The organism is Aquincola agrisoli (assembly GCF_036621135.1).
GTDB classification, from domain to species: Bacteria; Pseudomonadota; Gammaproteobacteria; order Burkholderiales; family Burkholderiaceae_C; genus Aquincola; species Aquincola agrisoli.
Genome location: NZ_JAZIBG010000056.1, coordinates 77,599 through 104,025, shown reverse-complemented (window position 1 = coordinate 104,025; position 26,427 = coordinate 77,599). Strand labels below are relative to the sequence as shown.

Below are 26,427 nucleotides of genomic sequence, written 5' to 3'. Positions count from 1 at the left end.
TCCCTCCCTAGAATCGAACGATCGTTCTTTTCCTTTCTGGGCTCCGAGGAGACATCGAATGACAGCCAGCTACGAGGTGCGCGGCGCGGTCGCCGTGATCACGCTGAACAACCCGCCGGTCAACGGCCTGGGCTACGCGACGCGCAAGGCCGTGGCCGAGGGCGTGGCGCGCGCCAACGATGACGCGGCGGTGCAGGCCATCGTGCTCGCCGGCGCCGGCAAGGCCTTCTCGGGCGGCGCGGACATCCGCGAGTTCGGCACGCCCAAGGCGCTGGCCGAGCCCAACCTGCTGAGCCTCATCAAGACGGTGGAAGCCAGCGGCAAGCCCGTGGTGGCGGCCATCCACACCGTGTGCATGGGCGGCGGGCTCGAGCTGGCGCTGGGCTGCCACTACCGCGTGGCCGCGCCGGGTGCTTCGATCGCGCTGCCCGAGGTGAAGCTCGGCCTGCTGCCGGGCGCCGGCGGCACGCAGCGGCTGCCGCGCGTGCTGGGCGTGGAAATGGCGCTGAACATGATCGTCAAGGGCGATCCGGTGAAGAGCGAGGTGCTGGCCGCGCTGCCGGGCCAGAAGCTGTTCGACCGGCTGATCGACGGCGATCTGCTCGAAGGCGCCATCGCGTTCGCCAACGAGGTGGCGGCGCGGCGCCCGCTGCCTTCGGTGCGGCAGCTGAAGGCTGTGCACCCGGAGGCCGACGCCTACTTCCAGTTCGCGCGCAACACCGTCAAGGCGATGGCGAAGCACTTCCCCGCGCCGGCGCGCTGCGTCGATTGTGTGGAGCAGGCCGTGAAGGCGCCGAGCTTCGACGCCGGCCTGGCCTACGAGCGCGGGGCGTTCACCGCGCTGATGTTCACGCCCGAGAGCCGGGCGCTGCGCCATGCCTTCTTCGCCGAGCGCGCGGCCAGCAAGATCCCCGACGTGCCTGAGGACACGCCGCAGCGCAAGATCGAGCGCGTGGCGGTCATCGGCGCCGGCACCATGGGCGGCGGCATCGCGATGAACTTCCTGAACGCGGGCATCCCGGTCACGATCCTCGAGACGAAGCAGGAAGCGCTCGACCGCGGCATCGCCACCGTCCGCAAGAACTACGAGGCGCAGGTCAAGAAGGGCAAGCTGCAGCAGGACAAGCTCGACCAGCGCATGGCGCTGCTGAGCACCACGCTGAGCTACGACGACATCAAGAACGCCGACCTGGTGATCGAGGCGGTGTTCGAGGACCTTGGCGTCAAGGAAGGTGTGTTCAAGGCGCTCGACGAGGTGATGAAGCCCGGCGCGATCCTCGCCAGCAACACCTCCACGCTCGACGTCGACAGGATCGCGGCCTTCACGAAGCGCCCGCAGGACGTGGTCGGCATGCACTTCTTCAGCCCGGCCAACGTGATGAAGCTGCTCGAGGTGGTGCGCGGCGCGAAGACCGGCAAGGACGTGCTGGCCACCGTGATGGCCGTGGCCAAGAAGATCAGGAAGACCGCCGTGGTCTCGGGCGTGTGCGACGGCTTCATCGGCAACCGCATGATCGAGCAGTACAGCCGCCAGGCCGGCTTCCTGCTGGAAGAGGGCGCCACGCCGCAGCAGGTGGACAAGGCGATCGAGAAGTTCGGCTTTGCCATGGGCCCGTTCCGCATGGGCGACCTGGCGGGCAACGACATCGGCTGGGCCATCCGCAAGCGCCGCTACGTCGAGAAGCCGAACATGCGCTACAGCAAGACGGCCGACCTGCTGTGCGAGATGGGCCGCTACGGCCAGAAGACCGGCGCGGGCTGGTACGACTACCTGCCGGGCAAGCGCGACGCGATCCCGTCGGCGGCCGTGGTCGAGATGATCGAGAAGCACCGCGCCGAACTCGGCATCACGCCGCGCAAGATCAGCGACGACGAGATCGTGCACCGGCTCGTCTACTCGCTCGTCAACGAGGCGGCGAAGATCCTGGAGGAAGGCATCGCCAGCAAGGCGAGCGACATCGACATGGTCTACCTCACCGGCTACGGCTTCCCGCTGTGGCGCGGCGGGCCGATGAACTACGCCGACGAGCAGGGCCTGTACAACGTGGTGCAGGCGATGAAGCGCTTCGCGAAGAACCCGCACGACGATGCCGCGTTCTGGCAGCCCGCGCCGCTGCTGGCCAAGCTCGCTGACGAAGGCAAGCGCTTCAACTAAAGCCAGGGAGACCTCGAACATGACTTCCGCACTGATCGTCTCCACCGCCCGCACCCCGCTCGCCAAGAGCTGGAAGGGCGCTTTCAACATGACCCACGGCGCCACGCTCGGCGGCCATGCGGTGGCCGCCGCCGTGCAGCGCGCGGGCATCGACCCCGGCGCCATCGAAGACGTGCTGATGGGCTGTGCCAACCCCGAGGGCGCCACCGGCGCCAACATCGCGCGGCAGATCGCGCTGCGCGCCGGGCTGCCGCTCACGGTGGCGGGCGCCACCGTCAACCGCTTCTGCTCCAGCGGGCTGCAGACCATCGCGATGGCGTCGCAGCGCGTCGTTGCGGGCGAGGGCGACGTGTTCGTCGCTGGCGGCGTCGAGAGCATCTCCTGCGTGCAGCAGGAGATGAACAGGCACATGCTGCGCGAAAGCTGGCTGGTGGAGCACAAGCCCGCCATCTACATGAGCATGCTGGAGACCGCCGAGACGGTGGCCAAGCGCTACGGCATCGCCCGGCAGCGCATGGACGAGTACGGCGCGGCCAGCCAGCAGAAGGCCGCCGCGGCCCAGGAGGCCGGCAGGTTCACCGACGAGATCGCCCCCATCACCGTGACCGCCGGCATCGCCGATCCGGCGCTGGGCCTGCGCACGAAGCAGGTGACGGTGAGCGCCGACGAGGGCATCCGCCCCGGCACCACGTACGAGGCGGTGAAGGGCATCCGCCCCGCGCTGCCGGGCGGCGTCGTCACCGCCGGCAACGCCAGCCAGTTCAGCGACGGCGCGGGCGCCTGCGTGGTGGTGGACGAGCGCTACGCCGAGCGCAAGGGCCTGAAGCCGCTGGGCCGCTTCCTCGGCTTCGCGGTGGCCGGCTGCGAGCCCGACGAGATGGGCATCGGCCCGGTGTACGCCGTGCCCAAGGTGCTGAAGCGCCTGGGCCTCACGGTGGCCGACATCGACCTGTGGGAGTTGAACGAAGCCTTCGCTGTGCAGGTGCTGTACTGCGCCGACACCCTGGGCATCCCGATGGACCGGCTCAACGTGAACGGCGGCGCGATCGCGCTCGGCCACCCCTACGGCGTCAGCGGCCAGCGGCTCACCGGCCATGCGTTGATCGAGGGCAAGCGCCGCGGCGCGAAGCGTGTCGTCGTCACGATGTGCATCGGCGGCGGCATGGGCGCCGCCGGCGTGTTCGAAGTGCTGTGACCGCCCCAGGGGCACGGCTGCCGGCCCGGCCGACGACCAAGGACAACGATGAAGCAGTACCGCGCCACGCTCGACTTCCTGCTGCAGCACTGGCTGCGGCTCGATGAGCTCTTCAGCCGCGAGCGCTTCGCCGACCATTCGCAGGACACCGTCACCTCGGTGCTCGACACCTGCGAGCGCCTGGCGCGCGACAAGTTCGCGCCCTTCAACCGCCTGGCCGACACCGAAGAGCCGCATTTCGACGGCGAGCGCGTCCACCTGCCGCAGGCCACGCACGAGGCCGCGCGGGCCTACGCGGCCAGCGGCCTGCTCGCCGCGGCGCAGCCGTACGAGGTGGGCGGCATGCAGCTGCCGTTCACCGTGCAACTCGCGGCCAACGGCTTCTTCAAGCAGGCCAGCATCGCGATCAGTGCCTACGGCATGCTCACCTCGGCGAACGCCAACCTGCTGATGGCCCACGGCACGCCGCGGCAGCGCGAGGTGTTCGCGAAGAACGAGTTCGCCGGGCGCTGGTTCGGCACCATGTGCCTGTCGGAGCCGCAGGCCGGCTCCAGCCTGAGCGACATCACCACGCGTGCCGTGCCCGACGGCGATGCCTTCGAGGCTGACCCGCTCGGCCCGCGCTACCGGCTCACCGGCAACAAGATGTGGATCTCGGCCGGCGAGCACGAGATCACCGAGAACATCGTGCACCTGGTGCTGGCCAAGATCCCGGGGCCCGACGGCAGGCTGCCGCCGGGCACACGCGGCATCTCGCTGTTCATCGTGCCGAAGCGGCTGGTCGATGCAGAAGGCCGCCTGACCGGCGAGCGCAACGACGTGGCGCTGGCCGGCCTCAACCACAAGCTCGGTTACCGCGGCACCACCAACACGCTGCTCAACTTCGGCGAGGGCTGGCACCTGCCGCAGGGCGCCGCGGGCGCCATCGGCTACCGCGTCGGCGCGCCGGGGCAGGGCCTGCGCTGCATGTTCCACATGATGAACGAGGCGCGCATCGGCGTGGGCTGGGGTGCGGTGATGCTGGGCTGCGCGGGGTTCGAGGCCAGCCTGGACTATGCCCGCCACCGCACGCAGGGCCGCCCGGTGGGCCCGGCGGGCAAGGATCCCGCCACGCCGCCGGTGCCGCTGATCGCGCATGCCGACATCAAGCGCATGCTGCTCGCGCAGAAGGCGTATGCCGAAGGCGGCGTGGCGCTGGCGGTGTACTGCGCGCGGCTGGTCGACGAGCAGCACACCGGCACGCCCGAGGCGGCGGAGGAAGCGCGGTTGCTGCTGGAGGTGCTGACGCCCATCGCCAAGAGCTGGCCCAGCGAATGGTGCCTCGAGGCCAACAGCCTCGCCATACAGGTGCACGGCGGCTACGGCTACACACGCGACTTCCCGGTGGAGCAGCACTGGCGCGACAACCGCCTGAACATGATCCACGAGGGCACGCACGGCATCCAGGCGCTCGACCTGCTGGGCCGCAAGGTCGTGATGGACGGCGGTGCGGGCCTGAAGCTGCTCGCCGCCAAGGTGAGCGAGACCGCGCAGCGTGCCGGCCATGTCGAGGGTCTGGCGGAATACGGCAACACGCTGGCCGCTGCGCTGCAGCGCGTGGGCGCGGCCACCAAGTCGGCCTGGGCCACCGGCGTGCCGGAAGATGCGCTGGCCAACGCCACGCCGTACCTGCAGGCCTTCGGCCACCTGGTGCTGGCCTGGCTGTGGCTCGATGTGGCGCTGGCGGCCTGCGCCGCGGTGCCGCTCCCGGAGCCCCGGCGGCAAGGCACACTCTCGGCCATGCGTTACTTCTTCGACCACGAGCTGCCCAAGATCGACGCCTGGCTCCGGCCGGTCGCCGCCCGCAACACGCTCGCGCGCGACATGCGCGACGAGTGGTTCTGAGCGGGCTGCCGATGCGTGCGCAGACGCTGGAGACCCTGGTGTGGGTGTTGATCTACGGCGGCATCATCGCGGCCAGCCTGGGCTTCTTCGTCGCCGACGCGGTGCTCGGCGGGTTGATGCAGCTCGGCGGCGCGGTGGCCGTGGCGGCGGGCGTGCTCCTCATCTGGGTGCGCTCGCGCCGGCCGAACTGAACACCCCCCGACGAGACCGCATGCAGTCCCTTGCCCACGTCCCCTTCCTGGCCCACCTCGGCTGCGAGGTGTCGCGCTTCCACGGCGGCGAATCCGAGCTGTCGCTGAACGTGCACGAGGAACTCACCAACAACTGGGGCACGGCCCACGGCGGCGTCACGATGACGCTGCTCGACGCCGCGATGGGCCACGCGGCCCGCAGCCCCGACGAGCCTGGCGGCACGCCGCGCACCGGGGTCGTCACGATCGAGATGAAGACCAGCTTCATGCGCCCCGGGGTCGGCCGCCTCACGGTGCGCGGCCGGGTGATGGACCGCACGCTGACCCTGTCGTTCTGCGAGGCCAGCGCGTTCGACGAGCAGGGGGCCCTCGTCGCGCATGCCACCGGCACCTTCAAGCACCTCAAGGCACTCACCGTCGGCGGCCGGAAGGTGCAGCGCGACGGCGCATCGGACTGACACCCACCAGGAGCAGGAGACCACCATGACGATCAACCACCAGATCCATCTCGTGTCGCGTCCCGCCGGCGAAGCCGTCGCCGACAACTTCCACATGGTGCGCACGCGGCTGCCGACCACGCTGGCCGACGGCCAGGTGCTGGTGCGCCACCACTACATGAGCCTCGACCCGTACATGCGCGGCCGCATGAACGACGCCAAGAGCTATGCCGCGCCGCAGCCGTTGAACGAGGTGATGCAGGGCGGCACCGTCGGCGAGGTGGTCGACTCGAAGAGCCCGGCCTTCGCGGTCGGCGACAAGGTCGTCGGCATGGGCGGCTGGCAGGAGTACCAGGTGGTGGATGCCGGCAAGCCCGGGATGCTGCGCAAGGTGAGCACCGAGCACGTGCCGCTGTCGGCCTACCTCGGCGCCGTGGGCATGCCGGGCGTGACGGCGTGGTACGGCCTCACGCAGATCATCGCGCCCAAGGAAGGGCAGACGGTGCTCGTCAGCGCCGCCAGCGGCGCGGTGGGCAGCGCCGTGGGCCAGCTCGCCAAGGTGCGCGGCGCGCGTGCGGTGGGCATCGCCGGCGGGCCGCAGAAGTGCGCCTACGTGGTGGACGAGCTGGGCTTCGACGCCTGCATCGACTACCGCCAGCACGCCGACCTGAAATCGTTCTCGCAGGCGCTGAAGCAGGCCTGCCCCGACGGCATCGACGGCGTGTTCGAGAACGTCGGCGGCCTGGGCCTCGATGCCGCGCTGCAGCGCATGAACGCGTTCGGCCGCATCGCGCTGTGCGGCATGATCGCCGGCTACGACGGCCAGCCCATCCCGCTGCAGCAGCCGCAACTGCTCCTGACCCACCGGCTGCGGCTCGAGGGCTTCATCGTCAGCGAGCACATGGAACTGTGGCCGCAGGCGCTGACCGAGCTGGCCACGCTGGTGGGTACCGGCAAGCTGAAGTACCGCGAGACGGTGGCCGAAGGGCTGGCGGCGGCGCCCGAGGCCTTCCTCGGGTTGCTGAAGGGCCGCAACTTCGGCAAGCAGCTCGTCAAGCTGGTCTAGCCGATGGCGGACCTGCAATGGCGCTGGGCGCGCCTGGGCGAGCTGCAGGCCGAGGACCTGTACGACGCGCTGATGCTGCGCTCGTGGGTGTTCGTCGTGGAGCAGCACTGCGTGTACCTCGACGCCGACGGCGTCGACCGCCAGGCCTGGCACCTGCTGGGCCGCGGCGCGCCCCAGGGCGCCGGGCCGGGGCCGATGCGGGCCGTGCTGCGCGTGGTGGACCCGGGCGTGAAGTACGACGAGCCCTCGATCGGCCGCGTGGTCACCGCGCCCGAGGCGCGCGGCACCGGCCTCGGCCTCGTGCTGATGCGCGAAGGCCTGGCGCGTTGCCGCAGCGTGTGGCCGGGGCGCGCGGTGCGCATCAGCGCGCAGGCGCACCTGCAGCGCTTCTACGGCACCCTGGGCTTCCAGCCCGTCGGCGAGGCCTACCTCGAAGACGGCATCCCGCACGTCGAGATGCTGTGCCCGGCCGGAGACCCCCCGCGATGAAGACCCTGCAGGGCCGCACGGCCGTGATCACCGGCGCCGCGTCGGGCTTCGGCCTCGAGACCTCGCGCCTCGCGGCGCAGGCCGGCATGAACGTGGCGATGGCCGACGTGCAGGCCGAGGCGCTGGAGCGTGCGGCCGAGGAGATCCGCGGCCTGGGCGCGCAGGTGCTGCCGTTCCGGCTCGACGTCTCGAAGGCGGCCGAGGTCGAGGCGCTGGGCGCCGCGGTGCAGCAGCGTTTCGGCGCGCCGCACCTGGTGTTCAACAACGCCGGCGTGGGCAGCGGCGGGCTGATCTGGGAGCACAGTGCCGAGGACTGGGAATGGGTGCTGGGCGTCAACCTGATGGGCGTGGTGCACGGCGTGCGCGTGTTCACCCCGATGATGCTGGCCGCCGCCCGCGCCGATGCCGGCTACGAGGGCCACATCGTCAACACCGCATCGATGGCGGGCCTGGTGAACATGCCCAACATGGGCGTCTACAACGTCAGCAAGCACGCGGTGGTGTCGCTGAGCGAAACGCTCCACCAGGACCTGTCGCTCGTCACCGACCAGATCGGCGCCTCGGTGCTGTGCCCGTTCTTCGTGCCTACCGGCATCCACGACAGCGCCCGGAACCGCCCGGCCGACCTGGCGGACGACACGGCGCCCACGGCCAGCCAGGCCCTCTCGCGCGCGATGATGAGCAAGGCCGTGGGCAGCGGCAAGGTGACGGCCGCGCACATCGCGCAGAAGGTGCTCGACGCGGTGCGCGAACGCCGGTTTTACATCTACAGCCATCCGCATGCCCTGAAGACGGTGCAGCAGCGCATGGACGACCTGCTCCAGCAGCGCAACCCCGGCGATCCGTTTGCCGACCGCCCGGCGATCGGCGCCGAGCTGCGCGACGCGCTGCGCCGGGGCTGACGCCTGCGGCGGCACGGCGCGCGGCGGGTGCGCTGCAACAATGCCGCATGCGCAACCTCCTTTCTCCCTTGCCGTGCCGGGCCGTCGTCGTCGGCGGCGGCCCCGCCGGCCTGATGGCCGCGGAAGCCCTGTCGGCCGCCGGCCATGCGGTCGACGTGTTCGATGCGATGCCGTCGGTCGGCCGCAAGTTCCTGCTCGCCGGCAAGGGCGGCCTCAACCTGACCCACAGCGAGCCGCTCGAACCGTTCGTGGCGCGCTACGCCGAACGCGCGCCGGCCGCGGCGCGCTGGCTGGCGGAGTTCGGTCCCCAGGCGCTGCGCGATTGGGCCGCAGCCCTGGGCATCGAGACCTTCGTCGGCACCTCGGGCCGCGTGTTCCCGGCCGACCTGAAGGCCGCGCCGCTGCTGCGTGCATGGCTGCATCGGCTGCGGGCGGCGGGCGTGCGCTTCCACCAGCGCCACCGCTGGCAGGGCTGGTCGGACGACGGCGCCCTGATGTTCTCGGGCCCGAACGGTGAGCTGAAGGTGCAGGCCGGGGCCACCGTGCTCGCGCTCGGCGGCGCGAGCTGGCCGCGCCTGGGCTCCGACGGCGCGTGGATGCCGCTGCTGGCGGCACAGGGCGTGGACGTGGCGCCGCTGCAGCCGTCCAATTGCGGCTTCGAGGTGCAGCGGCCCGACGGCACGCGGGGCTGGAGCGCCCACTTGCTCGAGCGCTTCGCGGGCGCACCGATCAAGCCCGCGGCGATCGCCTTCACCGCGCCCGACGGCCGCCGCTTCGAGCGCGCCGGCGAGTTCGTGCTGAGCCGGTACGGCATCGAGGGCAGCCTGGTCTACGCCGTCTCGGCGCTGTTGCGCGACACCATTGCGGCGCAGGGCGAGGCCACGCTCATGCTCGACCTGCTGCCCACCTTCGATGCGGCGCGTGTGGCGGCGGAGGTGGCCCGCCCGCGCGGCCCGCGCAGCCTGGCCACCCACCTGAAGAGCCGGCTGGGCCTGGCGGGCGCGCGCATGTCGCTGGTGTACGAACTGCTGCCGCGCGAGGTGATCGACGACCCCGCCCGCCTGGCCGCGGCGCTCAAGGCGCTGCCGGTGCGCGTGGTGGCCCCGCGTCCGATCGCCGAGGCCATCAGCACCGCCGGCGGCGTGCGCCTGGAGGCGATGGACGACCAGCTGATGCTGGCGGCCCGGCCCGGCGTGTTCTGCGCGGGCGAGATGCTCGACTGGGAGGCGCCCACCGGCGGCTACCTGCTGCAGGCCAGCTTCGCGAGCGGGCGGCTGGCGGGGCAGGGCGCGGCGGCCTGGCTGGCAGGGCGCTGAGGCTCGCGGCTGCTCGCGGTCGGGGCGCGGCGGCCTGCCCTCCAGTCACGGCGCGCGGCGTCTCGGGACGCCGCTGCGTCCGGCCGCCGGCGGCGATCCGGTGCGCGGCCTGCCTGCTGCAGGGCGCGGCGCGCGCTGCTGCGCCGTGAGTTCCATCAGCAGCCGTTGGAACAGTTCGGCCGGCGGGCGCAGGGCGCGCCCCCGGCGGCGGATGATGCCGATGGTGCGGCTCACGGTGGGCGCTTCGAGCTCGACGCTCACCAGCCGGCCGCGCGGCGGCAGGGCCAGTTGCGGCACCACGCCGATGCCCAGCCCCGCCTCGACCAGGCTGACCAGCGCCGGCACGTGCCGCACTTCGCAGAACCATTCCGGCTTGTGTTCGACCTGCGCCAGCGCCTGGTCGATCAGGAAACGGTTGCCGCTGCCGTGCGCCAGCGAGACCTGGTCGTAGGGCGCCAGCTCGGCCCAGCTCACGCGCTGGCGCCGGGCCAGCGGGTGCTCCTTCGGACAGGCGACGACGAACAGGTCCTCCAGCAGCGGCTCGAACTCGATGTCGGGCTCCTGCGTGCCGATGTAGGTCAGCCCGAGGTCGGCCTCGCCGTTGGCCACGGCCAGCAGCAGCTCGGACGACGACTCGTCGATGAGCCGGACCCGGATGCGCGGATGCAGCCGGTGGAAGCGTTCGATCACGCCCGGCAGGAAGTAGCCCACCGCCGAAGGCACGCAGGCCACCGACACCTCGCCGGAGATGCGGTCGGCGAAGTCCGCGATGCCGACGAGCGCGCTTTCAAGGTCGTTGATGACGGCGCGCGCCCTGTGGATGAACGTCCTGCCGATGGTCGTCAGCTCGACGCGCCGCGTGGTGCGCAGGAAGAGCTCCACGCCCAGCGCCTCCTCCAGCTTGTCGATCCGCCGCGAGGCCGCCGATTGGGACAGGTGCAGCGCCTGCGATGCGGCGCGGAACGAACCGAGGTCCGCGACGGCCAGGAACGCCCGGAGATCGGCCAGGTCGAATTTCATGTGTCGGACGCAAGAATGCTTCAGATATTTGCACTTTACTGGTGAATGGGGGCTGGGCACCATCTTGTTCATCCTGTTGAACCGGACCTCTCGAACGGACATGCCCGCCACCTCGCTTCTTCCTTCCGCACCGGCCCGGCGCCGCGGCCTGCTGCTGGCGGCATGGCTCGCCGTCGGCGGGCTCTCGGCCCTGCCTGCGGCGCCGGCTTCGGCGCAGCCCAAACCGTGGCAGCCGCAGCGGCCCATCCGGGTCGTGGTGCCCTACGGGCCGGGCGGCAGCTCGGACGTCGTCGCCCGGCTGCTCACGGCCGAGATGACGAAGATCCTCGGCCAGACGGTCTTCGTCGAGAACAAGGGCGGCGCTTCCGGCCAGGTCGCGATGCAGGAGGTGGCGCGCGCGGCGCCCGACGGCTACACCATCGTCCTCGGGCATGTGGGCACGCTGGCCGTGAACCCGGCGATGTTCGAGAAGCTCCCGTATGCGGACAAGGACTTCGAGCCCGTCGGCCTGCTGGCGAAGGTGCCGATGGTGTTCGCGGTCGGCGCCCACGTGCCGGCGAAGAACCTCAAGGAGTTCATCGCGCTCGCCAAGGCCAACCCGGGCAAGTTCAGCTACGGGTCGGCGGGCAACGGCAGCGCGGGGCACCTCGCGTTCGAGATGCTGAAGCTCGCTGCGGGCATCGACGTCATCCACGTGCCCTACAAGGGCACGGGCGCGCAGCTCAACGACCTGCTCGCCGGCAACATCGACGCTGCCTCGGCCGGCCCGCCGGCCTTCATCCAGCATGCCGAAGGCGGGCGGCTGCGCGTCATCGCCACCGGCTCGCCGCAGCGCCTGCCCGCGCTCCCGGAGGTGCCGAGCGTCGCCGAGCACGGCTACCCCGGCTTCGACAGCTCGCAGTGGTTCGGCTTCCTGGCGCCGGCCCGTACGCCCGAGCACGTGGTCGCCCGCATCCAGGACGCCGCCGAGAAGGCCCTGCAGGTGCCTTCGGTGCAGGAACGCCTCAAGGGCGAAGCGACCGTCCCCGCCCCGATGAAGGGCCCGCAGTTCGCTGCCTTCATCCAGTCCGAACGTGAGCGCTGGGGCATCGTCGTCCGCCAGGCCAAGCTGAAAGTTGAATAGACATGACCACGACCCTGACCACCGTTCCCCGGCAGTCCGAAGCCGAACTCCTGGCGCTGGGCGCCCGTGCCTTCACGGGCCTGGGCCTGCGGCCCGCTGACGCCGTACTCGTGGCCCGCGTGCTCGTGACCGCCGACCAGTTCGGCCTGTCCACCCACGGCCTCAGCCGCATCGAGTCGTATGGCGAGCGGCTGAAGGTCGGCGGCATCAAGGCCCGGCCCGACATCACGGTGCACCAGCCGGCCCCGGCGCTGCGGCAGGTCGACGGCGACAACGGCGTGGGCCCGCTGGTCGGCATGCGCGCGCTGCAGGCCGCGATGGACGCGGCGAAGGAGTGCGGCGTCGGCGTCGCGCTGGCGCGCGGCAGCAACCACTTCGGGCCGATCTCGCCCTACTCGCTGATCGCCGCCGAGGCCGGCTTCGCCAGCATCATCGGCAGCAATGCCACCACCACCATCGCGCCCTGGGGCGGCAGCGATGCAAGGCTCGGCAACAGCCCCATCGGCTTCGGCGTGCCTCATCCGGGCGGCGATCCGTTCCTGCTCGACATGGCGATGAGCGTGGCCGCGCGGGCCAAGATCCGCAATGCGCTGAAGCGCGGCGAGCCGATCCCCGACACATGGGCGACCGACGCCGGCGGCCGGCCGACCACCGACCCCGCCGCGGCGCTGGACGGCTTCCTGCTGCCCATCGGCGGCCACAAGGGCTACGGCCTCGCGCTGATGGTGGACCTGTTTGCCGGCCTGCTCTCCGATGCGGCCTACCTGACGCACGTGAAGTCGTGGTCGGACGCACCCGACGAGCCGCAGAACCTGGGGCACTTCTTCATCCTGATCGACACCCGCCGGCTCGGCTCCGCGCAATGGCTCGCGCAGCGCATGCGGGACTTCGCGGCCATCCTGCACGCGAGCCCGCCGGCCGATGCGGACCGGCCGGTCATCGTGCCCGGCGAGATCGAGCTCGGCAAGCTGCGGCGCCAGCGCAGCGAAGGCATCGTGCTGGACCCGGCGACCTACGAACTGCTGCAACGCCATGCCGAAGGCATCGCGGTGGCGCCGTGATGGGAGCCTCGTCCATGCCGCCCACCGCGGAGGTCCGCGCCGCCTTCCTGCCCACGGGCGTGCTCCGTGCTTCCATCAACCTCGGCAACCCGATCCTGGCCGGCCGCGACGCGGGCGGTGCGCCGGCGGGCATCTCGGTGGACCTGGCCCGCCACCTCGCCGACCGGCTCGACGCGCCGCTGGAACTCGTCGTGTTCGACGCGGCCGGCAAGTCGGTCGCTGCCGTCACGGCCGAGGAGGCCGACATCGGCTTCTTCGCCGTCGATCCGCTGCGGGCCGGCGGCCTTCACTTCACGCGGCCCTACGTGCTGATCGAGGGCAGCTACCTGGTGCGGCAGGATTCGGCGCTGCAGCACAACGGCGAGGTGGACGCCGCCGGCACCAGCGTGATGGTCGGCAAGGGCAGCGCGTACGACCTCTACCTGACGCGCGAGCTGAAGCACGCCACCATCCTGCGGGCGCCGACCTCGCCGAAGGTGGTCGAGGCGTTCCTGGCGCAGCAGGCGGACGTGGCCGCCGGCGTGCGCCAGCAGCTCGAGGCCGATGCGGCGCAGCACCCGGGCCTGCGCCTGCTGCCCGGCCGCTTCATGGTGATCGAGCAGGCGATGGGCATGCCCCGCGGCCGCAGCGAAGCGGCCGCAGCCTACCTGCGGCAGTTCGTCGAGGACATGAAGCGCACCGGCGTCGTGGCCGAGTCGATGCGCCGCCATGGCATCCAGGGCGCGGTGGTCGCGCCGCCGTCATCGGATTGATCGAAGCGAACAAGAACCCCTGAAGGAGACGACCGTGTTCTGCAAGCTCACCCTGGCCGCCGCCCTCGGCATGGCCCTCATCGCGCCCGCCTGGGCCGACCCCTACCCCAGCAAGCCCATCCGGCTGGTGGTTCCCTACGCCGCGGGCGGCAACGCCGACATCGCCGCGCGCGTGGTGGCGCGCAAGCTGTCCGAAGGGCTGGGCCAGCCCATCGTGGTCGACAACCGAGGCGGCGCCAACGGCGGCATCGGCACCGACGCCGTGGCCAAGTCGGCACCCGACGGCTACACCCTGCTGATGGTGGCCAGCGGCCCGATCGTCGTGAACCCGGTCTTCTACGCCAAGGTGCCGTACGACCCGGTGAAGGACCTGGCGCCGATCAGCCAGATCCTGACCTACCAGTACGCGCTGGTGGTGCCGGGCGCCTCGCCGGTGAAGAGCGTGGGCGAGCTGGTCGAGGCGGCCCGCGCGAAGCCGGGCACGATGACCTACGGCTCGGCGGGCACCGGCGCGGGCGGCCACCTCGCCGGCGAGATGCTCGCCTGGACGACGTCGACGAAGATGATCCATGTGCCCTACAAGGGCAACGCGCCGGCGCTGAACGACCTGCTGGGCGGACAGCTGTCGTTCACCTTCGACACCGTGACGACCGCGGCGCCGCACGTGCGCGGCGGCGGCCTGCGCGCGCTGGCCGTCAGTGGTCCCCGGCGCGCGAGCGCATTGCCGCAGGTGCCGACCATGCAGGAGCTGGGCTACAAGGGCTTCGACATCACGCAGTTCGTCGGCCTCATGGCGCCGGCGAAGACCGACCCCGCCATCGTGCGCCGCCTGCACCAGGAGGTGGTGAAGGCGTTGAAGTCTCCCGACGTCATCGAGCGCCTGCAGGTGGAAGGCGGCAACGACCTCGTGGGCAGCACGCCCGAGGCCTTCGCGGCCACCATCACCCGCGAGCTGGCGATGTACCGCAAACTCGTGACCGACGCGAAGATTCAGCCGGAGTGAGGCCCATGTACCAGGTGGATGTGCTCGTGCAGGGGTTTCCCGGCAAGGCGGTGTGCCATGGCGGCCTGGGATGGAGCACCGTCACGCTGCTGCGTGGCGGCGGCCGCACGGTGCTGGTGGACGTGGGTGCCTTCGGCGTGCGGCGCGAACTGCACAAGCAGCTCGAATCCCGCGGTGTCGCGCCGCAGGACGTGACCGACGTCTTCCTCACGCACGCGCACTACGACCATGCCGTCAATTTCGTGCTGTTTCCGAACGCGACCGTGTGGATCGGCGCCGAGGAACTGGGGTGGGCCGCCGCGCAACCGCCCGGCTTCAACCCCTTGCCGGAGCTCTATGTGGCGGAGCTGGCCCGCAGCCCGCGTGTGCATCGCGTGCGGGCGGGCGACAGCATCCTGCCGGGGCTGCACGTGCTGGCCGCGCCCGGCCACACGCCGGGGCACCTGCTGCTGTACCTGGACGCCAACCCGACCCCGGTGCTCTTCACCGGCGACGCAGCGAAGAACCGGGCCGAGCTGCTGTCACGCGAGGTGGACGCCACCGGCGACGCCGAGGCCAGCCGCCGCAGCATCGACGACATCTGGGCCTGCTGGCGGCGCGTGCCCGGCACGGTGCTGATCCCCGGGCACGACCTGTCGATGACGCTGGACGAGCACGGCCGGCCCGTCTACGTCGGCGAACGCAAGGCGGCCATCGCGGTGTGGTTCTCGGAGTCGATCCGGATGATGGACACCATCGACCTGTGCGGCGTCCATGCGTTCGGCGCGGGCTACCGCGACCGCTGAGGCGCCCCCGTCACAACGCGTGCGTCACCAGCTTGAAGTCCGGATCCTCCGGGAAGGGCTTGACCTCGAAGCCCAGGCTGCGCATCAGCTTCAGCATGCCCGGGTTGTTGGTGAGGACCAGGCCGACGATCTCCGACAGGCCCTTCTCGCGGGCCACGTCCATAATGTTCTCCATCAGGCGCGAGCCGATGCCCTTGCCGGCGAAGTCGTCGGCCACCACCAGCGAGAACTCGCAGGTCGACTGGTCGGGATTCGTCACGTAGCGCGACACGCCGATGATGCGTTCGGTCTCGACGATGGAGCCGTCGGTCGCGGCGGTGCGCTGCTTGCAGACGGCCACCAGCGCCATCTCTCGGTCGTAGTCGATCAGCGTGAAGCGCGCCAGCATCGGCGGCGGCAGCTTCGTCATCGACGAGACGAAGCGGAAGTACCGGCTCTCGGGCGACAGGCTCTGCACGAGCGCCTGCAGCATCTGCGCGTCGTTGGGGTGGATGGGGCGCACGGTGTACTCGCCGCCGCCGCGCATCGGCCACACCTGCTCGTAGCGGGCCGGGTAGGGCAGGATCGCCAGGTGCGCGTAGGCGCTGGGGCCAGCGCCCAGGCCTGCGCCCTGCGGGGCGCTGTCGATCACGATGCGCGCGTCCACCGCCACCGCGCCCGACTCGTCCACGATGATGGGGTTGATGTCCATCTCGCGCAGCTGCGGCAGCTCGCACACCATCTCCGACACGCGCAGCAGCACGCGCTCCAGCGCGTCCATGTCGACCGGGCTCGCGCCGCGCCATTCGGCCAGCGTCTCGGCCACGCGTGAACGCTCGATCAGCCGCCGCGCCAGGAACTGGTTGAGCGGCGGCAGCTCCATCGCGCGGTCGCGGATCAGCTCGATCATCGTGCCGCCGGCGCCGAACACGATGACGGGGCCGAACGGGTCGTCCGTCACCATGCCCACGCAGATCTCGCGGCCGCGCTGGGCGCGCGCCATCTTCTGCACGGTCACGCCGTTGATGCGTGCGCCGGGCTGCAGCCGCGCCACGCGCTCCACCATGTCGTGGTACGTGTCGCGCACGCCGGCGCCGTTCATGATGTTGAGCGCCACGCCCTGCACGTCGCTCTTGTGCGTGATGTCGGGCGAATCGATCTTCAGCGCGACCGGGAAGCCGAGCTGCGTGGCGATCATCATCGCCTCGTTGGCGTTGCGTGCGAGCGTGGTCTGGGTGACGGGGATGTGGAAGGCCGAGAGCAGCGTCTTCGATTCCATCTCCGTCAGCACCTTGCGGCGCTCGGCCAGCACGCTCTCGATGACCAGGCGCGCCCCTTCGATGTCGGGCTTGGCCAGCGTCGACAGCGGCGGCGGCGTCTGCTGCAGCAGAAGCTGGTTCTGGTAGAACGAGGCGATGTTGCCGAAGGCGCCCACCGCCGCCTCGGGCGTGCGGAAGCTCGGGATCGCCGCGTCGTTCAGCACGCTGCGGGCGGTGCCCATCGTCGCGTCGCCCATCCAGCAGGCCAGCACGGGCTTGCCTATGGACTTCTTGGTGTCGGCCACCGCGCGCGCCACCGCCTCGGCGTCGCTGCCGGCCTTGGCCGAGAAGATCACCAGCACGCCGTCGACCTCTCGGTCGTGCGCGGTGGCCTCGAGCGCCAACTGGTAGTGCGCCGGGGTGGCGTCTTCCGACAGGTCGATCAGGTCGGTCAGCGAGGCCAGCTCCGGAAGCTGGGGCTTCAGTGCGTCGGCGGCCTCGGGCGACAGGCGCCCGAGCAGCAGGAAGATCTCGTTGACCCAGTCGGCCGCCAGGACGCCCGGGCCGCCGCCGTTGGTGACGATGGCCAGGCGCTTGCCCACCGGCCGGTAGCGCGAGGCCAGGCACTTGGCGGCCGAGAACAGCTCGACGAAGGAGCGCACGCGCACCGCGCCCGCGCGGCGCAGGGCCGAGTCGAACACGTCGTCGCTGCCGACGATGGCGCCGCTGTGCGTCTGCGCCGCCTCGTTGCCCGCCGGGCGGCGGCCGGCCTTGAGCACCACCACCGGCTTGGCGTTGGCCGCCGAGCGCAGCGCGCTCATGAAGCGGCGCGCGCTGGAGATGCCTTCCAGGTAGACGAGGATGCTGTGGGTGTGCGCGTCGTTGGCCAGGTAGTCGAGCACCTGCGCGATGTCGACCGCGGTGTTCGGCCCGAGCGACACGACCGACGAGAAGCCGACCGCGTTGCTGCGCGCCCAGTCGAGCATCGAGGCGGTGAGCGCGCCCGACTGGCACACCAGCGCCAGGGGCCCGCTGCGCGCCAGCGGCCCGATGGCGCTGGCATTGAGCTGCAGGCGCGGGCACTGCATGCCCAGGCCGTTGGGGCCGAGCAGGTGCACGCCCTCGCGCCGGGCGATGCGGCGCAGCTCGGCCGCCTGCGCCGCGCCGAGGCTGTTGCACATCACCAGCGCCGAGCGGCAGCCGATGCGGCAGGCCACCTCCAGCGCGGCGGCCACCTCGGCCGGAGGCAGCGCGATGATGGCCAGGTCGGCGCGTGTCTGCGCCAGGTCGGCCAGCGTGCCGCTGGTGCGGGTGTCGAGGAAGGCGAGGGTGCCCGCGTAGCGCTGGGCGCGCAGCGCCTCGTGCAGCGTGCGCGCCTGGGGCGTCAGCGATCCGGGCTCGTCGGCGTCGCCGGCGAAGACGAGGATCGATTCGGGCGAGAAGAGCGACGAGAGGTAGTGCTTTTCCATCGTGGGTTCAGTCGGCGCCGATCAGCACCTTGACATGGGCCGCAACGCTGCGGGCGAGCGGGCTGAGCACGTAGCCGCCCTCCAGGCACGAGATCATGCGGCCTTCGCAGTGCCGCCGGGCGACGCCCATCAGCTGCTGCGTCACCCATTCGTAGTCTGCTTCCACCAGCCCGAGGTTGCCCATGTCGTCTTCCCGGTGGGCGTCGAAGCCGGCCGAGACGTAGATCAGCTCGGGTGCGAAGGCGTCCAGCGCCGGCAGCCAGCGCTGCGTGACCGCCTCGCGGAAGCGCTCTCCGCCCGACCGCGTGGGCAGCCCCACGTTGACCATGTTGGGCCCGGTGGCGCCTTCGCCGGTGAAGGGGTAGAGCCCCTGCTCGAAGATGGAGCACATCAGCACGCGCTCGTCGCCGCGGAAGATGTCTTCGCTGCCGTTGCCGTGGTGCACGTCGAAGTCGATCACCGCCACGCGCCGCAGGCCGTGCACGTCGAGCGCGTGGCGCACGCCCACCGCCACGTTGTTGAAGAAGCAGAAGCCCATCGCCGAGGCCTGCCCGGCGTGGTGGCCGGGCGGCCGCACGCAGCAGAAGGCGGCCGACGCCTCGCCGCCCAGCACCAGGTCGGTGGCCTGCACCGCGGCGCCGGCGGCTCGCAGCGCGGCCTGCACGGTGTGCGGACACATGCAGGTGTCGGGGTCGACCTGGCGGTGGCCCTCGGCGGGCGACGAGGCGATCAGCTCGCGCACGTACATCGCCGAATGGGCGCGGGCGAGCTGCGCCTCGGTGGCCAGCGGGGCGTCGTAGGGCGTCATGTAGTCGAGCAGGCCCTTGATCAGCAGGTGGTCGTGGATCGCGGCCAGCCGCTCGGGGCATTCGGGGTGCTGGGGGCCCATCTCGTGGCGGGCGCAGTCGGCATGCGTGATGAAGGCGGCTGTCACTGTGTTGGCTCCTCGACCGGCCCCCGGCACTGCGGCCGGGTGGATGGGGCCAGTCTAGGAGGGCCGGGGCTGCGGTTTCCTGACAAAACACAAACCCGACCGCGTTGGCCGGCCCGCCGGGCCACAGTGGCAAACTGCGGGCCCTTTCCGCTGGTTTCCCGTCTGCCTTGGACAAGATCCTGTTGCAAATCGCCGCCGAACTGAAGGTTCGGCCGGCCCAAGTCAAAGCCGCCGTCGAACTGCTCGACAGCGGGTCCACGGTGCCCTTCATCGCGCGCTACCGCAAGGAAGCCACCGACGGGCTCGACGACATCCAGCTGCGCGAGCTGGAAGCGCGGCTGTCGTACCTGCGCGAGCTGGAAGACCGCCGCGCCGCGGTGCTGAAGAGCATCGAGGAGCAGGGCAAGCTCACGCCCGAGCTGCGCGCCGCGATCGAGGCCGTGCCTACCAAGCAGGAGCTGGAAGACCTCTACCTGCCCTACAAGCCCAAGCGCCGCACCAAGGGCATGATCGCCCGCGAAGCGGGCATCGAGCCGCTGGCGGACAAGCTGTTCGCCGATCCGTCGCTCGACCCGCAGGCCGAGGCCGCCGCGTTCATCAACGCCGACGCCGGCTTCGCCGATGCGTTCGCGGTGCTCGACGGCGTGCGCGACATCCTCTCCGAGCGCTGGGCCGAAGACGCCGCGCTGGTGGGCAAGCTGCGCGAATGGCTGTGGGAAGAAGGTCTCTTCACCTCGAAGCTGATGGACGGCAAGGACGAGCAGAACGCGGACGTCGCCAAGTTCCGAGACTACTTCGACTACAGCGAGCCGATCGGCAGGGTGCCTTCGCACCGCGCGCTGGCGGTGTTCCGCGGCCGCACGCTGGAGCTGCTCGACGCCAAGCTGAAGATCGACGAGGAGGTGGTGCCCGGCCAGCCGTCGATCGCCGAAGGCCGCATCGCGCGCCACCTGGGCTGGAGCCACGCCAAGCGCGCGGCCGACGACCTGATCCGCAAGTCGGTGTCGTGGACCTGGAAGGTCAAGTTGAGCCTCAGCATCGAGCGCGACCTGTTCGCCCGCCTGCGCGAGGCGGCCGAGGGCACGGCCATCAAGGTCTTTGCCGAGAACCTGCGCGACCTGCTGCTGGCCGCACCGGCCGGCAAGCGCGTGGTGATGGGGCTCGACCCCGGCATCCGCACCGGCGTGAAGGTGGCGGTGGTGAGCGACACCGGCAAGGTGCTCGACACGGCCACCGTCTACCCGCACGAACCCAGGCGCGATTGGGAAGGCGCGCTGCACACGCTGGGCCGCCTGGTGGCCACGCACGGCGTGAACCTGATCGCCATCGGCAACGGCACTGCCAGCCGCGAGACCGACAAGCTGGCCGGCGACCTGATCAAGCGCATCCAGAAGCTGGCGCCCGACGCGCCCGAGATCACGAAGGTCGTCGTCAGCGAGGCCGGCGCCTCGGTGTACTCGGCCAGCGAGTTCGCGAGCAAGGAGCTGCCCGACCTGGACGTGAGCCTGCGCGGCGCGGTGAGCATCGCCCGCCGCCTGCAGGACCCGCTCGCCGAGCTGGTGAAGATCGACCCGAAGAGCATCGGCGTCGGCCAGTACCAGCACGACGTGAACCAGAGCGAGCTGGCGCGCACGCTGGACGCGGTGGTCGAGGACTGCGTGAACTCGGTCGGCGTCGACCTGAACACCGCCTCGGCGCCGCTGTTGGCGCAGGTGTCGGGCCTGTCGTCCGCGGTGGCCGCCAGCATCGTGCGCTGGCGCGACGCGAATGGCGCCTTCCGCAACCGCAAGCAGCTGCTCGACGTGGCGGGCCTGGGCGCCAAGACCTTCGAGCAGGCCGCAGGCTTCCTGCGCATCCGCGACGGCGACAACCCGCTGGACCAGTCGGGCGTGCACCCGGAAACCTACCCGGTGGTGGAGAAGATCATCGCCGCCGCGGGGCGGCCGATCGGCGAGCTGGTGGGCAACGCCGATGTCATCCGCAAGCTCAAGCCCGAGGCCTTCGCCGACGAGAGGTTCGGGGCCATCACGGTGAAGGACATCCTGGCCGAGCTGGAGAAGCCCGGCCGCGACCCGCGCCCCGACTTCAAGGTGGCGCGCTTCAACGACGGCGTGGAAGACATCAAGGACCTGCAGCCGGGCATGCAGCTCGAGGGCACGGTCAGCAACGTCGCGCAGTTCGGCGCCTTCGTCGACCTGGGCGTGCACCAGGACGGCCTGGTGCACGTGAGCCAGCTGTCGAACAAGTTCGTCAACGACGCGCGCGAGGTGGTGAAGACCGGCGACATCGTGAAGGTGAAGGTGCTGGAGGTCGACCTGGCGCGCGGCCGCATCTCGCTGACGATGAAGCTCGACACCGCGGTGCCGGCCAAGGGCGCCGACGGCGGCGGCTACCGGCCGGCGTCGCGCGACCAGCGCGCCCCGCGCGGCCGCGCGCCCGAGCCGGCGCAGGGCAGCGCGATGGCCGCGGCCTTCGCCAAGCTGCAGGGGCGGCGCTAGGGCGCACGCCGGGTCGCTGCAGATGGGTTCCGCGGAGGTGCAGCGCGCCGGCGTGCGGCGGCGGGTCGCCATGGTGGCGCACAGCCATGTGCTTGGCGGCATCGAGCAGCACGTGGTGACCCTGTCTGCGGAGCTGGCCCGGCAGGGCCACGCCGTGGCCTACGCCGGGCCGTCCGACGGCTGGCTGGGTGCGCAGATGCGCGCGGCCGGGCACACCTGCATCGACCTGCCGATGAACGGGATGTACGACCCGGTGTCGGCCTGGCGGCTCGCCCGGTTCGCGCGGCGCTGGGGGGCCGACGTGCTGCACGGCCATGCGCTGCGCGGCGGCCGCTATGCCGACTGGGCAGGCCGCTGGAGCGGCGTTCCGGCCGTGGCGACGGCGCACTCCACCAATGCCTGGAAGTGGTTTTCGCCCAGGCGGCGGCTGATCGCGGTGTCGGAGGCGGTGCGCGGCTTCCTGCTGGACAAGGGCCTGCCAGCCGAGCTTGTGCGCGTCGTGTACTCGGGCGTGCCCGATGTCGGCCCGATGCCCGCGCCGGACGGCGCGGCCCTGTCGCCGCAGCGTCCGCTGGTGCTCGGCATGATCGCGCGCTTCGAGGCGGTGAAGGGGCATGACCTGGCCCTGCGGGCGCTGGCGGAGCTGGGGCCCGGGCTGCCGGTGCGCCTGCGCCTGGCCGGCGCCGACACCACGGCCTGGGGCCGTGAAGTGCATGCGCAGGTGCAGGCCCTCGGGTTGGGCGAGGTGGTGGAGTTCCTGGGTCAGCGCAGCGACGTGCCCGACGTGCTCGCGCGCCTGGATGTCGTGCTGGCGCCGTCGCGCCGCGAGTCCCTGTGCCTGAGCCTGGTCGAGGCCGGGGCCGCCGGCCGCCCCGGCATCGCCGCACGTGTGGGCGGCATCCCGGAGGTGCTGGGCGAGGACGAAGGCGGGCTGCTGGTGCCGCCGGAGGATCCCCATGCGCTGGCTGGTGCCATCCGTCGCCTCGCAGCGCAACCGGCGCTGCGGTTGGCCCTGGGCGCGGCCGCACGGCGGCGCTACGAACAGCGGTTCACGCTGGCCGCGATGCGCGAAGGCGTCGAAGCCGTCTACGATGCGGCGATCCATGCGGGCGGCAGCCCAGGGAAGTCGGCGTGAGCGGCATTTCGATCTTCATGTACCACCAGGTCGGCCGTTTCGCGCCGATGAAGACGCACCGTGCGTCCTATTGCGATGTCGATCGCTTCCGCAGCCAGATGCGCGCGCTGCGGCGCTTCGGCGTCAAGGTGCTCTCGATGGGCCAGGCCGTGGCGGCGCTGCGCGGCGAGGCGCCGATGCCGGAGCGCGCCGCCGTGCTGACCTTCGACGACGGCTGTGAGAATTTCTATGAGCACGCGCTGCCGATCCTGCAGGACCATGGTTATCCGTCCATCGTCTACCCCATTGCCGGACAACTCGGCGGCAGCGCCGCCTGGCTGGCCGCCGAGGGCCATCCGACCCCGCCCCTGATGACGGCCGCCCGGCTGCGCGAGATCGCCGCGCTGGGCGTGGAGATCGGCAGCCACGCCCTGAACCATGTGCGCCTGGCCGAACAGCCCGTCGACGTGCAGCGCAGCGAGCTGCGCGATAGCCGCGAACGCCTGCAGCACGAGCTGGGCAGGGAGGTGGCGCATGTCTGCTACCCCTACGGTTCGCACAGCATCGACACGCTGATGGCCGCGGCGGAGGCCGGCTACACCAGCGGCGTGACCTGCCAGCGCGGCGCTGCCACGCCGGCGTTCGACCCGCTGGCCCTGCCGCGCAAGGCGATCTCTTACGGCGACGATGTGGTCGGCTTCCTGTGGAAGCTCTACCTGAAGGATGCGCCCAAGGGCGAGGCGCTCGCCCGCCCGGGGCATGCGGATTGCCGGGCGTGAACGGACAAGGGTGCCCGCGATGGTCGCGGCGCCCGTTTGTAGGAGGCTCAAAAATGTCCCTGTCGAATGTTCCCGCCCGCCTGGGCGGCCTGTCCGCCGCGGCGGTCTGTGCGGCGGTGCTGATGTCGGCGTGTGCGATGCCCGGTGGCTCGAAGCCCGCCGCCACGGCCAAACTGGCACCGACCCAGGGCAACACCACGGCCGGCACGGTCGACTTCTACAAGGACGGCGAGCACGTCGTGGTGCAGGCGCGCATCACCGGCCTCAAGCCGGGCAGCGAACACGGTTTCCATGTGCACGAAAAGGGCGACTGCAGCAGTCCGGACGGCATGAGCGCGGGCGGCCATTTCAATCCCTCGGGGCAACCACACGGCGGCGAAGGCGGCGCGCGGCATGCCGGCGACATGCCCAACCTGAAGGCGGACGCGGCCGGGCAGGCCGATGTGCGCCTGCACCTGATGGGCGTGACGATCGGCAGCGGAGCGGCCGACATCGTCGGCAAGGCCGTGATCGTCCACGCCAACCCGGATGACTATCGCTCGCAGCCCGCCGGCAACGCCGGTCCGCGCCTGGCATGCGGCGTCATCGCGGCGCGCTGAGGCAGTCCCATGCACCGGCCGCTGGCCGGCCATGAAAAAAGGCGCTCCGAGGAGCGCCTTTGGTTTTTTCAGGAGGCCGGTCAGCTGTCGACCATCGCCGCCGGCAGCGGCACCGTGGGCGCTGCCAGTGGAGCGGTGTCCTTGTTGGCGCGGTCGTCGGCGCGCGGCGTGCCGGCGGAAGCCGTGCGCACCACGCGCTTGGGCGCGACCCGCTCCGCATAGCGCGTGTCCATCTCGGCCACGACGCGCGGCGGCTCCGGGCTGGTGGCCAGCGGCTGGGGGGTCAGCACCGTCAATGCCAGCACCGCCGGCACGAATGCCAGCCCCACCCGCGCCGGCCAGCGGCTCAACGTGGCCGCGGCAGAGGCGGGCCGTTGCACCCGCGGGGCCGTGCGCACGGCCGCTGCAGGCCGGCGGGCCGCCCTGGCGCGTGACACCCCGGCCGGCGGCATCAGGCCGCGGCGGACCTGCACCTCGTGTTCCACCGGCGTCAGCAGCATCCCCGGCAGGCGGCCGCCCTGGCCGGCCTGATCCCGGCTGCCGAAGACGACCAGGGGCGTCGCCAGCAGCAGCGGCACCAGCATCCACACGATGTTGGCATCGGCCAGCAGGGCCGCGCAGGCCAGCGCCAGCGCAGGCAGCAGCATCGGCGCCAGGCGCGTGAACGCATCGCGCCAGCCCAGGCTCTCAGCATCCCGCGGTGGCGACTTCCATTGCAGCTTCAGGCCGGTGAGGCCGCCGATCACGAAGCTGGTGTGGGCCAACATGCGCACCGGTGCCTGCAGCGCGGAAAGAAACAGTTCGGCCACGGAGCTCTTCAGCAGCTGGGCGGTGCCGCCGAAGCGGCCTTGGTCGCCGCGCAGCAGCACCGAGAAGACCCCGAGGGCCCGCGGCAGCAGCAGCAGCGTCAGCGTCAGGGCCCACACCGCTGCGGCCGGGCCTGCGGCGGCGCCCAGCAGGCCGGGCATGTCCATCGTGCCGGCGGGGTTGGTCGCCGCGCGCCACACGCCGACGCCGACGAAGGCCAGCCAGACCGGGGCGACGACGTACGACACGGCGCCGGTGAGGAACATCGCGCGATGGACGGGCTGCCAGCCCGGCTCGGCAATCAGGCGGAAGTTCTGCAGGTTGCCCTGGCACCAGCGGCGATCGCGTTGAAGCTCGTCGAGCAGGTTGGTCGGCTGCTGCTCGAAGCTGCCTTCGAGCGACGGTGCCAGCCACACCTCGTAGCCCGCGCGGCGCATCAAGGCGGCCTCGACGAAGTCGTGCGAGAGGATCTCGCCCGACAGGCCGCCACTGCCCTGGATGGGTGCCAGCGCGCAGTGCTTCATGAAGGGTTCGATGCGCAGGATCGCGTTGTGGCCCCAGTAGTGGGACTCGCCGAGCTGCCAGTAGGCCAGGCCGAGGGCGAACAGGCGGCCGGTGACCGCGGACGCGAATTGCTGGGTGCGGGCGTGCAGCGTGCTGTGGCCTTCGGTGCGCGGCAGCGTCTGCAGGATGCCGGTCTTGGGATGCGCCTCCATCATGCGCACCATCTGCACCAGCGTCTCGCCGGTCATCGTGCTGTCGGCGTCGAGGACGACCATGTACCGGTAGTTGCGGCCCCAGCGGCGGCAGAAGTCGGCGACGTTGCCGGCCTTGCGCTTGGTGCGGCGCTTGCGCCAGCGGTAGAAGATGCGCCCTTCGCCCGCCAGCGGCTCGCCGTCGTCGCCCAGCGTGCGGCGCAGCTCGCGCCAGGCCTGCACCTCGGCATCGCGGATCGCGGGGTCGGAGCTGTCGGACAGCACGTAGACGTCGAACAGGTCGAGCGCGCCGGTGCGCGCGAGCGACTCGCAGGTCTTGCGCAGCCCGCTGAACACCGTGTCGATGTCCTCGTTGCAGATCGGCATGATCAGCGCGGTGCGGGCGCTGCGGTCCAGCGGCATGCGCGGATCGGGCAGCGACAGCGCGTGCTTGTCGCCGAACAAGGTGACCTTGAAGCCCATCAGCGCCGTGATGAAGCCGGCGGACAGCCACGCGAACAGCAGCGCGAAGAGGCCCGTCTGCACGACGTGCAAGGCGTCGAGCGGCGCGTCGCTCGACGGCAGCAGCCAGGTGGCGAGCCCGCTGACGCTCAGCACGGACCACAGGAACACCGTGCGGCGGCGGTCGGCCGCAGCGCGCCACGGGCTGCTGCGATCGGCCGGGAAGCGCTGCACGCCCGGCCACAGCGCCCAGGCCAGGCCGCGCAGCACGCCGAACCAGGGGCGCGGCGACATCGAGCCGCGGCGCAGCGGGGGCGCGGTGGAGGCGCGCTGGGGTAGATCGGAATCAGCCATGGTGGTGATGTGTGAGTCTTTCAATGAAAGCGGGGGGTGCGCAGCGAGTCTGGCGGCAGGCCGTCGGACCGCCTGTAGGACCGCACCGTCAATGGCCGT

At 71.3% G+C, this 26,427-nt stretch carries 22 protein-coding genes; 18 read left to right on the top strand and 4 right to left on the bottom strand.

What is annotated here, in order from left to right:
• Positions 1–58: 58 nt before the first annotated feature.
• From V4F39_RS25615 to V4F39_RS25575, 9 genes are read left to right on the top strand one after another with little or no spacing between them, the layout of a single operon-like run.
• Entirely contained in the window at positions 59–2,155 is a 2,097-nt protein-coding gene (locus tag V4F39_RS25615) for a 3-hydroxyacyl-CoA dehydrogenase NAD-binding domain-containing protein (protein WP_332293076.1), read from the top strand.
• Between the two features lie 19 nt (positions 2,156–2,174).
• Entirely contained in the window at positions 2,175–3,350 is a 1,176-nt protein-coding gene (locus V4F39_RS25610; protein ID WP_332293075.1) for an acetyl-CoA C-acyltransferase, read from the top strand.
• A gap of 48 nt (positions 3,351–3,398) precedes the next feature.
• Complete coding sequence (locus tag V4F39_RS25605; protein WP_332293074.1) at positions 3,399–5,234, top strand: acyl-CoA dehydrogenase; 1,836 nt, start codon at positions 3,399–3,401, stop codon at positions 5,232–5,234.
• A gap of 11 nt (positions 5,235–5,245) precedes the next feature.
• A complete protein-coding gene (locus tag V4F39_RS25600; protein WP_332293073.1) occupies positions 5,246–5,425 on the top strand; it encodes a hypothetical protein in 180 nt (59 codons plus the stop codon).
• A gap of 20 nt (positions 5,426–5,445) precedes the next feature.
• Entirely contained in the window at positions 5,446–5,883 is a 438-nt protein-coding gene (locus tag V4F39_RS25595) for a PaaI family thioesterase (RefSeq protein ID WP_332293072.1), read from the top strand.
• Positions 5,884–5,908: 25 nt separating this feature from the next.
• On the top strand, positions 5,909–6,928 hold the full coding sequence (locus V4F39_RS25590; RefSeq protein WP_332293071.1) for an NADP-dependent oxidoreductase: 1,020 nt from the start codon (positions 5,909–5,911) through the stop codon (positions 6,926–6,928).
• A 3-nt stretch (positions 6,929–6,931) separates the two neighbouring features.
• Positions 6,932–7,417, top strand: coding sequence for a GNAT family N-acetyltransferase (locus tag V4F39_RS25585; protein WP_332293070.1), 486 nt, complete (start codon positions 6,932–6,934; stop codon positions 7,415–7,417).
• Positions 7,414–8,319, top strand: coding sequence for an SDR family oxidoreductase (locus tag V4F39_RS25580; protein WP_332293069.1), 906 nt, complete (start codon positions 7,414–7,416; stop codon positions 8,317–8,319). The genes V4F39_RS25585 and V4F39_RS25580 overlap by 4 nt, the downstream gene beginning before the upstream one ends.
• A gap of 47 nt (positions 8,320–8,366) precedes the next feature.
• Complete coding sequence (locus V4F39_RS25575) at positions 8,367–9,635, top strand: TIGR03862 family flavoprotein (protein ID WP_332293068.1); 1,269 nt, start codon at positions 8,367–8,369, stop codon at positions 9,633–9,635.
• 45 nt (positions 9,636–9,680) lie between these two features.
• On the opposite strand, the gene V4F39_RS25570 is transcribed toward V4F39_RS25575, so the two are convergent.
• A complete protein-coding gene (locus tag V4F39_RS25570; RefSeq protein WP_332293067.1) occupies positions 9,681–10,655 on the bottom strand; it encodes a LysR family transcriptional regulator in 975 nt (324 codons plus the stop codon).
• A gap of 100 nt (positions 10,656–10,755) precedes the next feature.
• Here V4F39_RS25570 and V4F39_RS25565 point away from each other — a divergent pair, with 100 nt between their 5' ends.
• The 5 genes from V4F39_RS25565 to V4F39_RS25545 are packed head-to-tail and all read left to right on the top strand — an operon-like array spanning position 10,756 to position 15,379.
• On the top strand, positions 10,756–11,778 hold the full coding sequence (locus V4F39_RS25565; protein ID WP_332293066.1) for a Bug family tripartite tricarboxylate transporter substrate binding protein: 1,023 nt from the start codon (positions 10,756–10,758) through the stop codon (positions 11,776–11,778).
• A gap of 2 nt (positions 11,779–11,780) precedes the next feature.
• Positions 11,781–12,839, top strand: a complete 1,059-nt coding sequence (locus V4F39_RS25560) for an Ldh family oxidoreductase (protein ID WP_332293065.1) — start codon at positions 11,781–11,783, stop codon at positions 12,837–12,839.
• Positions 12,840–12,853: 14 nt separating this feature from the next.
• Positions 12,854–13,591, top strand: a complete 738-nt coding sequence (locus tag V4F39_RS25555) for an ABC transporter substrate-binding protein (protein WP_332293064.1) — start codon at positions 12,854–12,856, stop codon at positions 13,589–13,591.
• 34 nt (positions 13,592–13,625) lie between these two features.
• Entirely contained in the window at positions 13,626–14,594 is a 969-nt protein-coding gene (locus V4F39_RS25550; protein WP_332293063.1) for a Bug family tripartite tricarboxylate transporter substrate binding protein, read from the top strand.
• 5 nt (positions 14,595–14,599) lie between these two features.
• Positions 14,600–15,379 carry an MBL fold metallo-hydrolase gene (locus V4F39_RS25545; RefSeq protein WP_332293062.1) on the top strand — a complete coding sequence of 260 codons (780 nt, stop codon included), beginning with the start codon at positions 14,600–14,602 and terminating at the stop codon, positions 15,377–15,379.
• Positions 15,380–15,389: 10 nt separating this feature from the next.
• Here V4F39_RS25545 and V4F39_RS25540 read toward each other — a convergent pair whose 3' ends face one another.
• Complete coding sequence (locus tag V4F39_RS25540) at positions 15,390–18,086, bottom strand: bifunctional acetate--CoA ligase family protein/GNAT family N-acetyltransferase (protein WP_332293061.1); 2,697 nt, start codon at positions 18,084–18,086, stop codon at positions 15,390–15,392.
• Positions 18,087–18,093: 7 nt separating this feature from the next.
• Entirely contained in the window at positions 18,094–19,020 is a 927-nt protein-coding gene (locus V4F39_RS25535; protein ID WP_332293060.1) for a histone deacetylase family protein, read from the bottom strand.
• A 167-nt stretch (positions 19,021–19,187) separates the two neighbouring features.
• Here V4F39_RS25535 and V4F39_RS25530 point away from each other — a divergent pair, with 167 nt between their 5' ends.
• From V4F39_RS25530 to V4F39_RS25515, 4 genes are read left to right on the top strand one after another with little or no spacing between them, the layout of a single operon-like run.
• Positions 19,188–21,518: a Tex family protein gene (locus tag V4F39_RS25530; RefSeq protein WP_332293059.1), complete on the top strand. Its 2,331-nt coding sequence runs from the start codon at positions 19,188–19,190 to the stop codon at positions 21,516–21,518.
• A gap of 22 nt (positions 21,519–21,540) precedes the next feature.
• The gene (locus tag V4F39_RS25525) at positions 21,541–22,653 is read left to right on the top strand and encodes a glycosyltransferase family 4 protein (RefSeq protein ID WP_332293058.1); all 1,113 of its coding nucleotides are present in this window, start codon (positions 21,541–21,543) and stop codon (positions 22,651–22,653) included.
• Positions 22,650–23,411 (top strand): polysaccharide deacetylase family protein, encoded by a 762-nt coding sequence (locus V4F39_RS25520; RefSeq protein WP_332293057.1) that lies wholly within the window; start codon positions 22,650–22,652, stop codon positions 23,409–23,411. Before V4F39_RS25525 ends, V4F39_RS25520 begins: the two co-directional genes overlap by 4 nt.
• Before the next feature lie 53 nt (positions 23,412–23,464).
• A complete protein-coding gene (locus tag V4F39_RS25515) occupies positions 23,465–24,010 on the top strand; it encodes a superoxide dismutase family protein (protein ID WP_332293056.1) in 546 nt (181 codons plus the stop codon).
• An 80-nt stretch (positions 24,011–24,090) separates the two neighbouring features.
• On the opposite strand, the gene mdoH is transcribed toward V4F39_RS25515, so the two are convergent.
• A complete protein-coding gene (gene mdoH / locus V4F39_RS25510) occupies positions 24,091–26,328 on the bottom strand; it encodes a glucans biosynthesis glucosyltransferase MdoH (RefSeq protein WP_332293055.1) in 2,238 nt (745 codons plus the stop codon).
• Between the last annotated feature and the right edge of the window lie 99 nt (positions 26,329–26,427).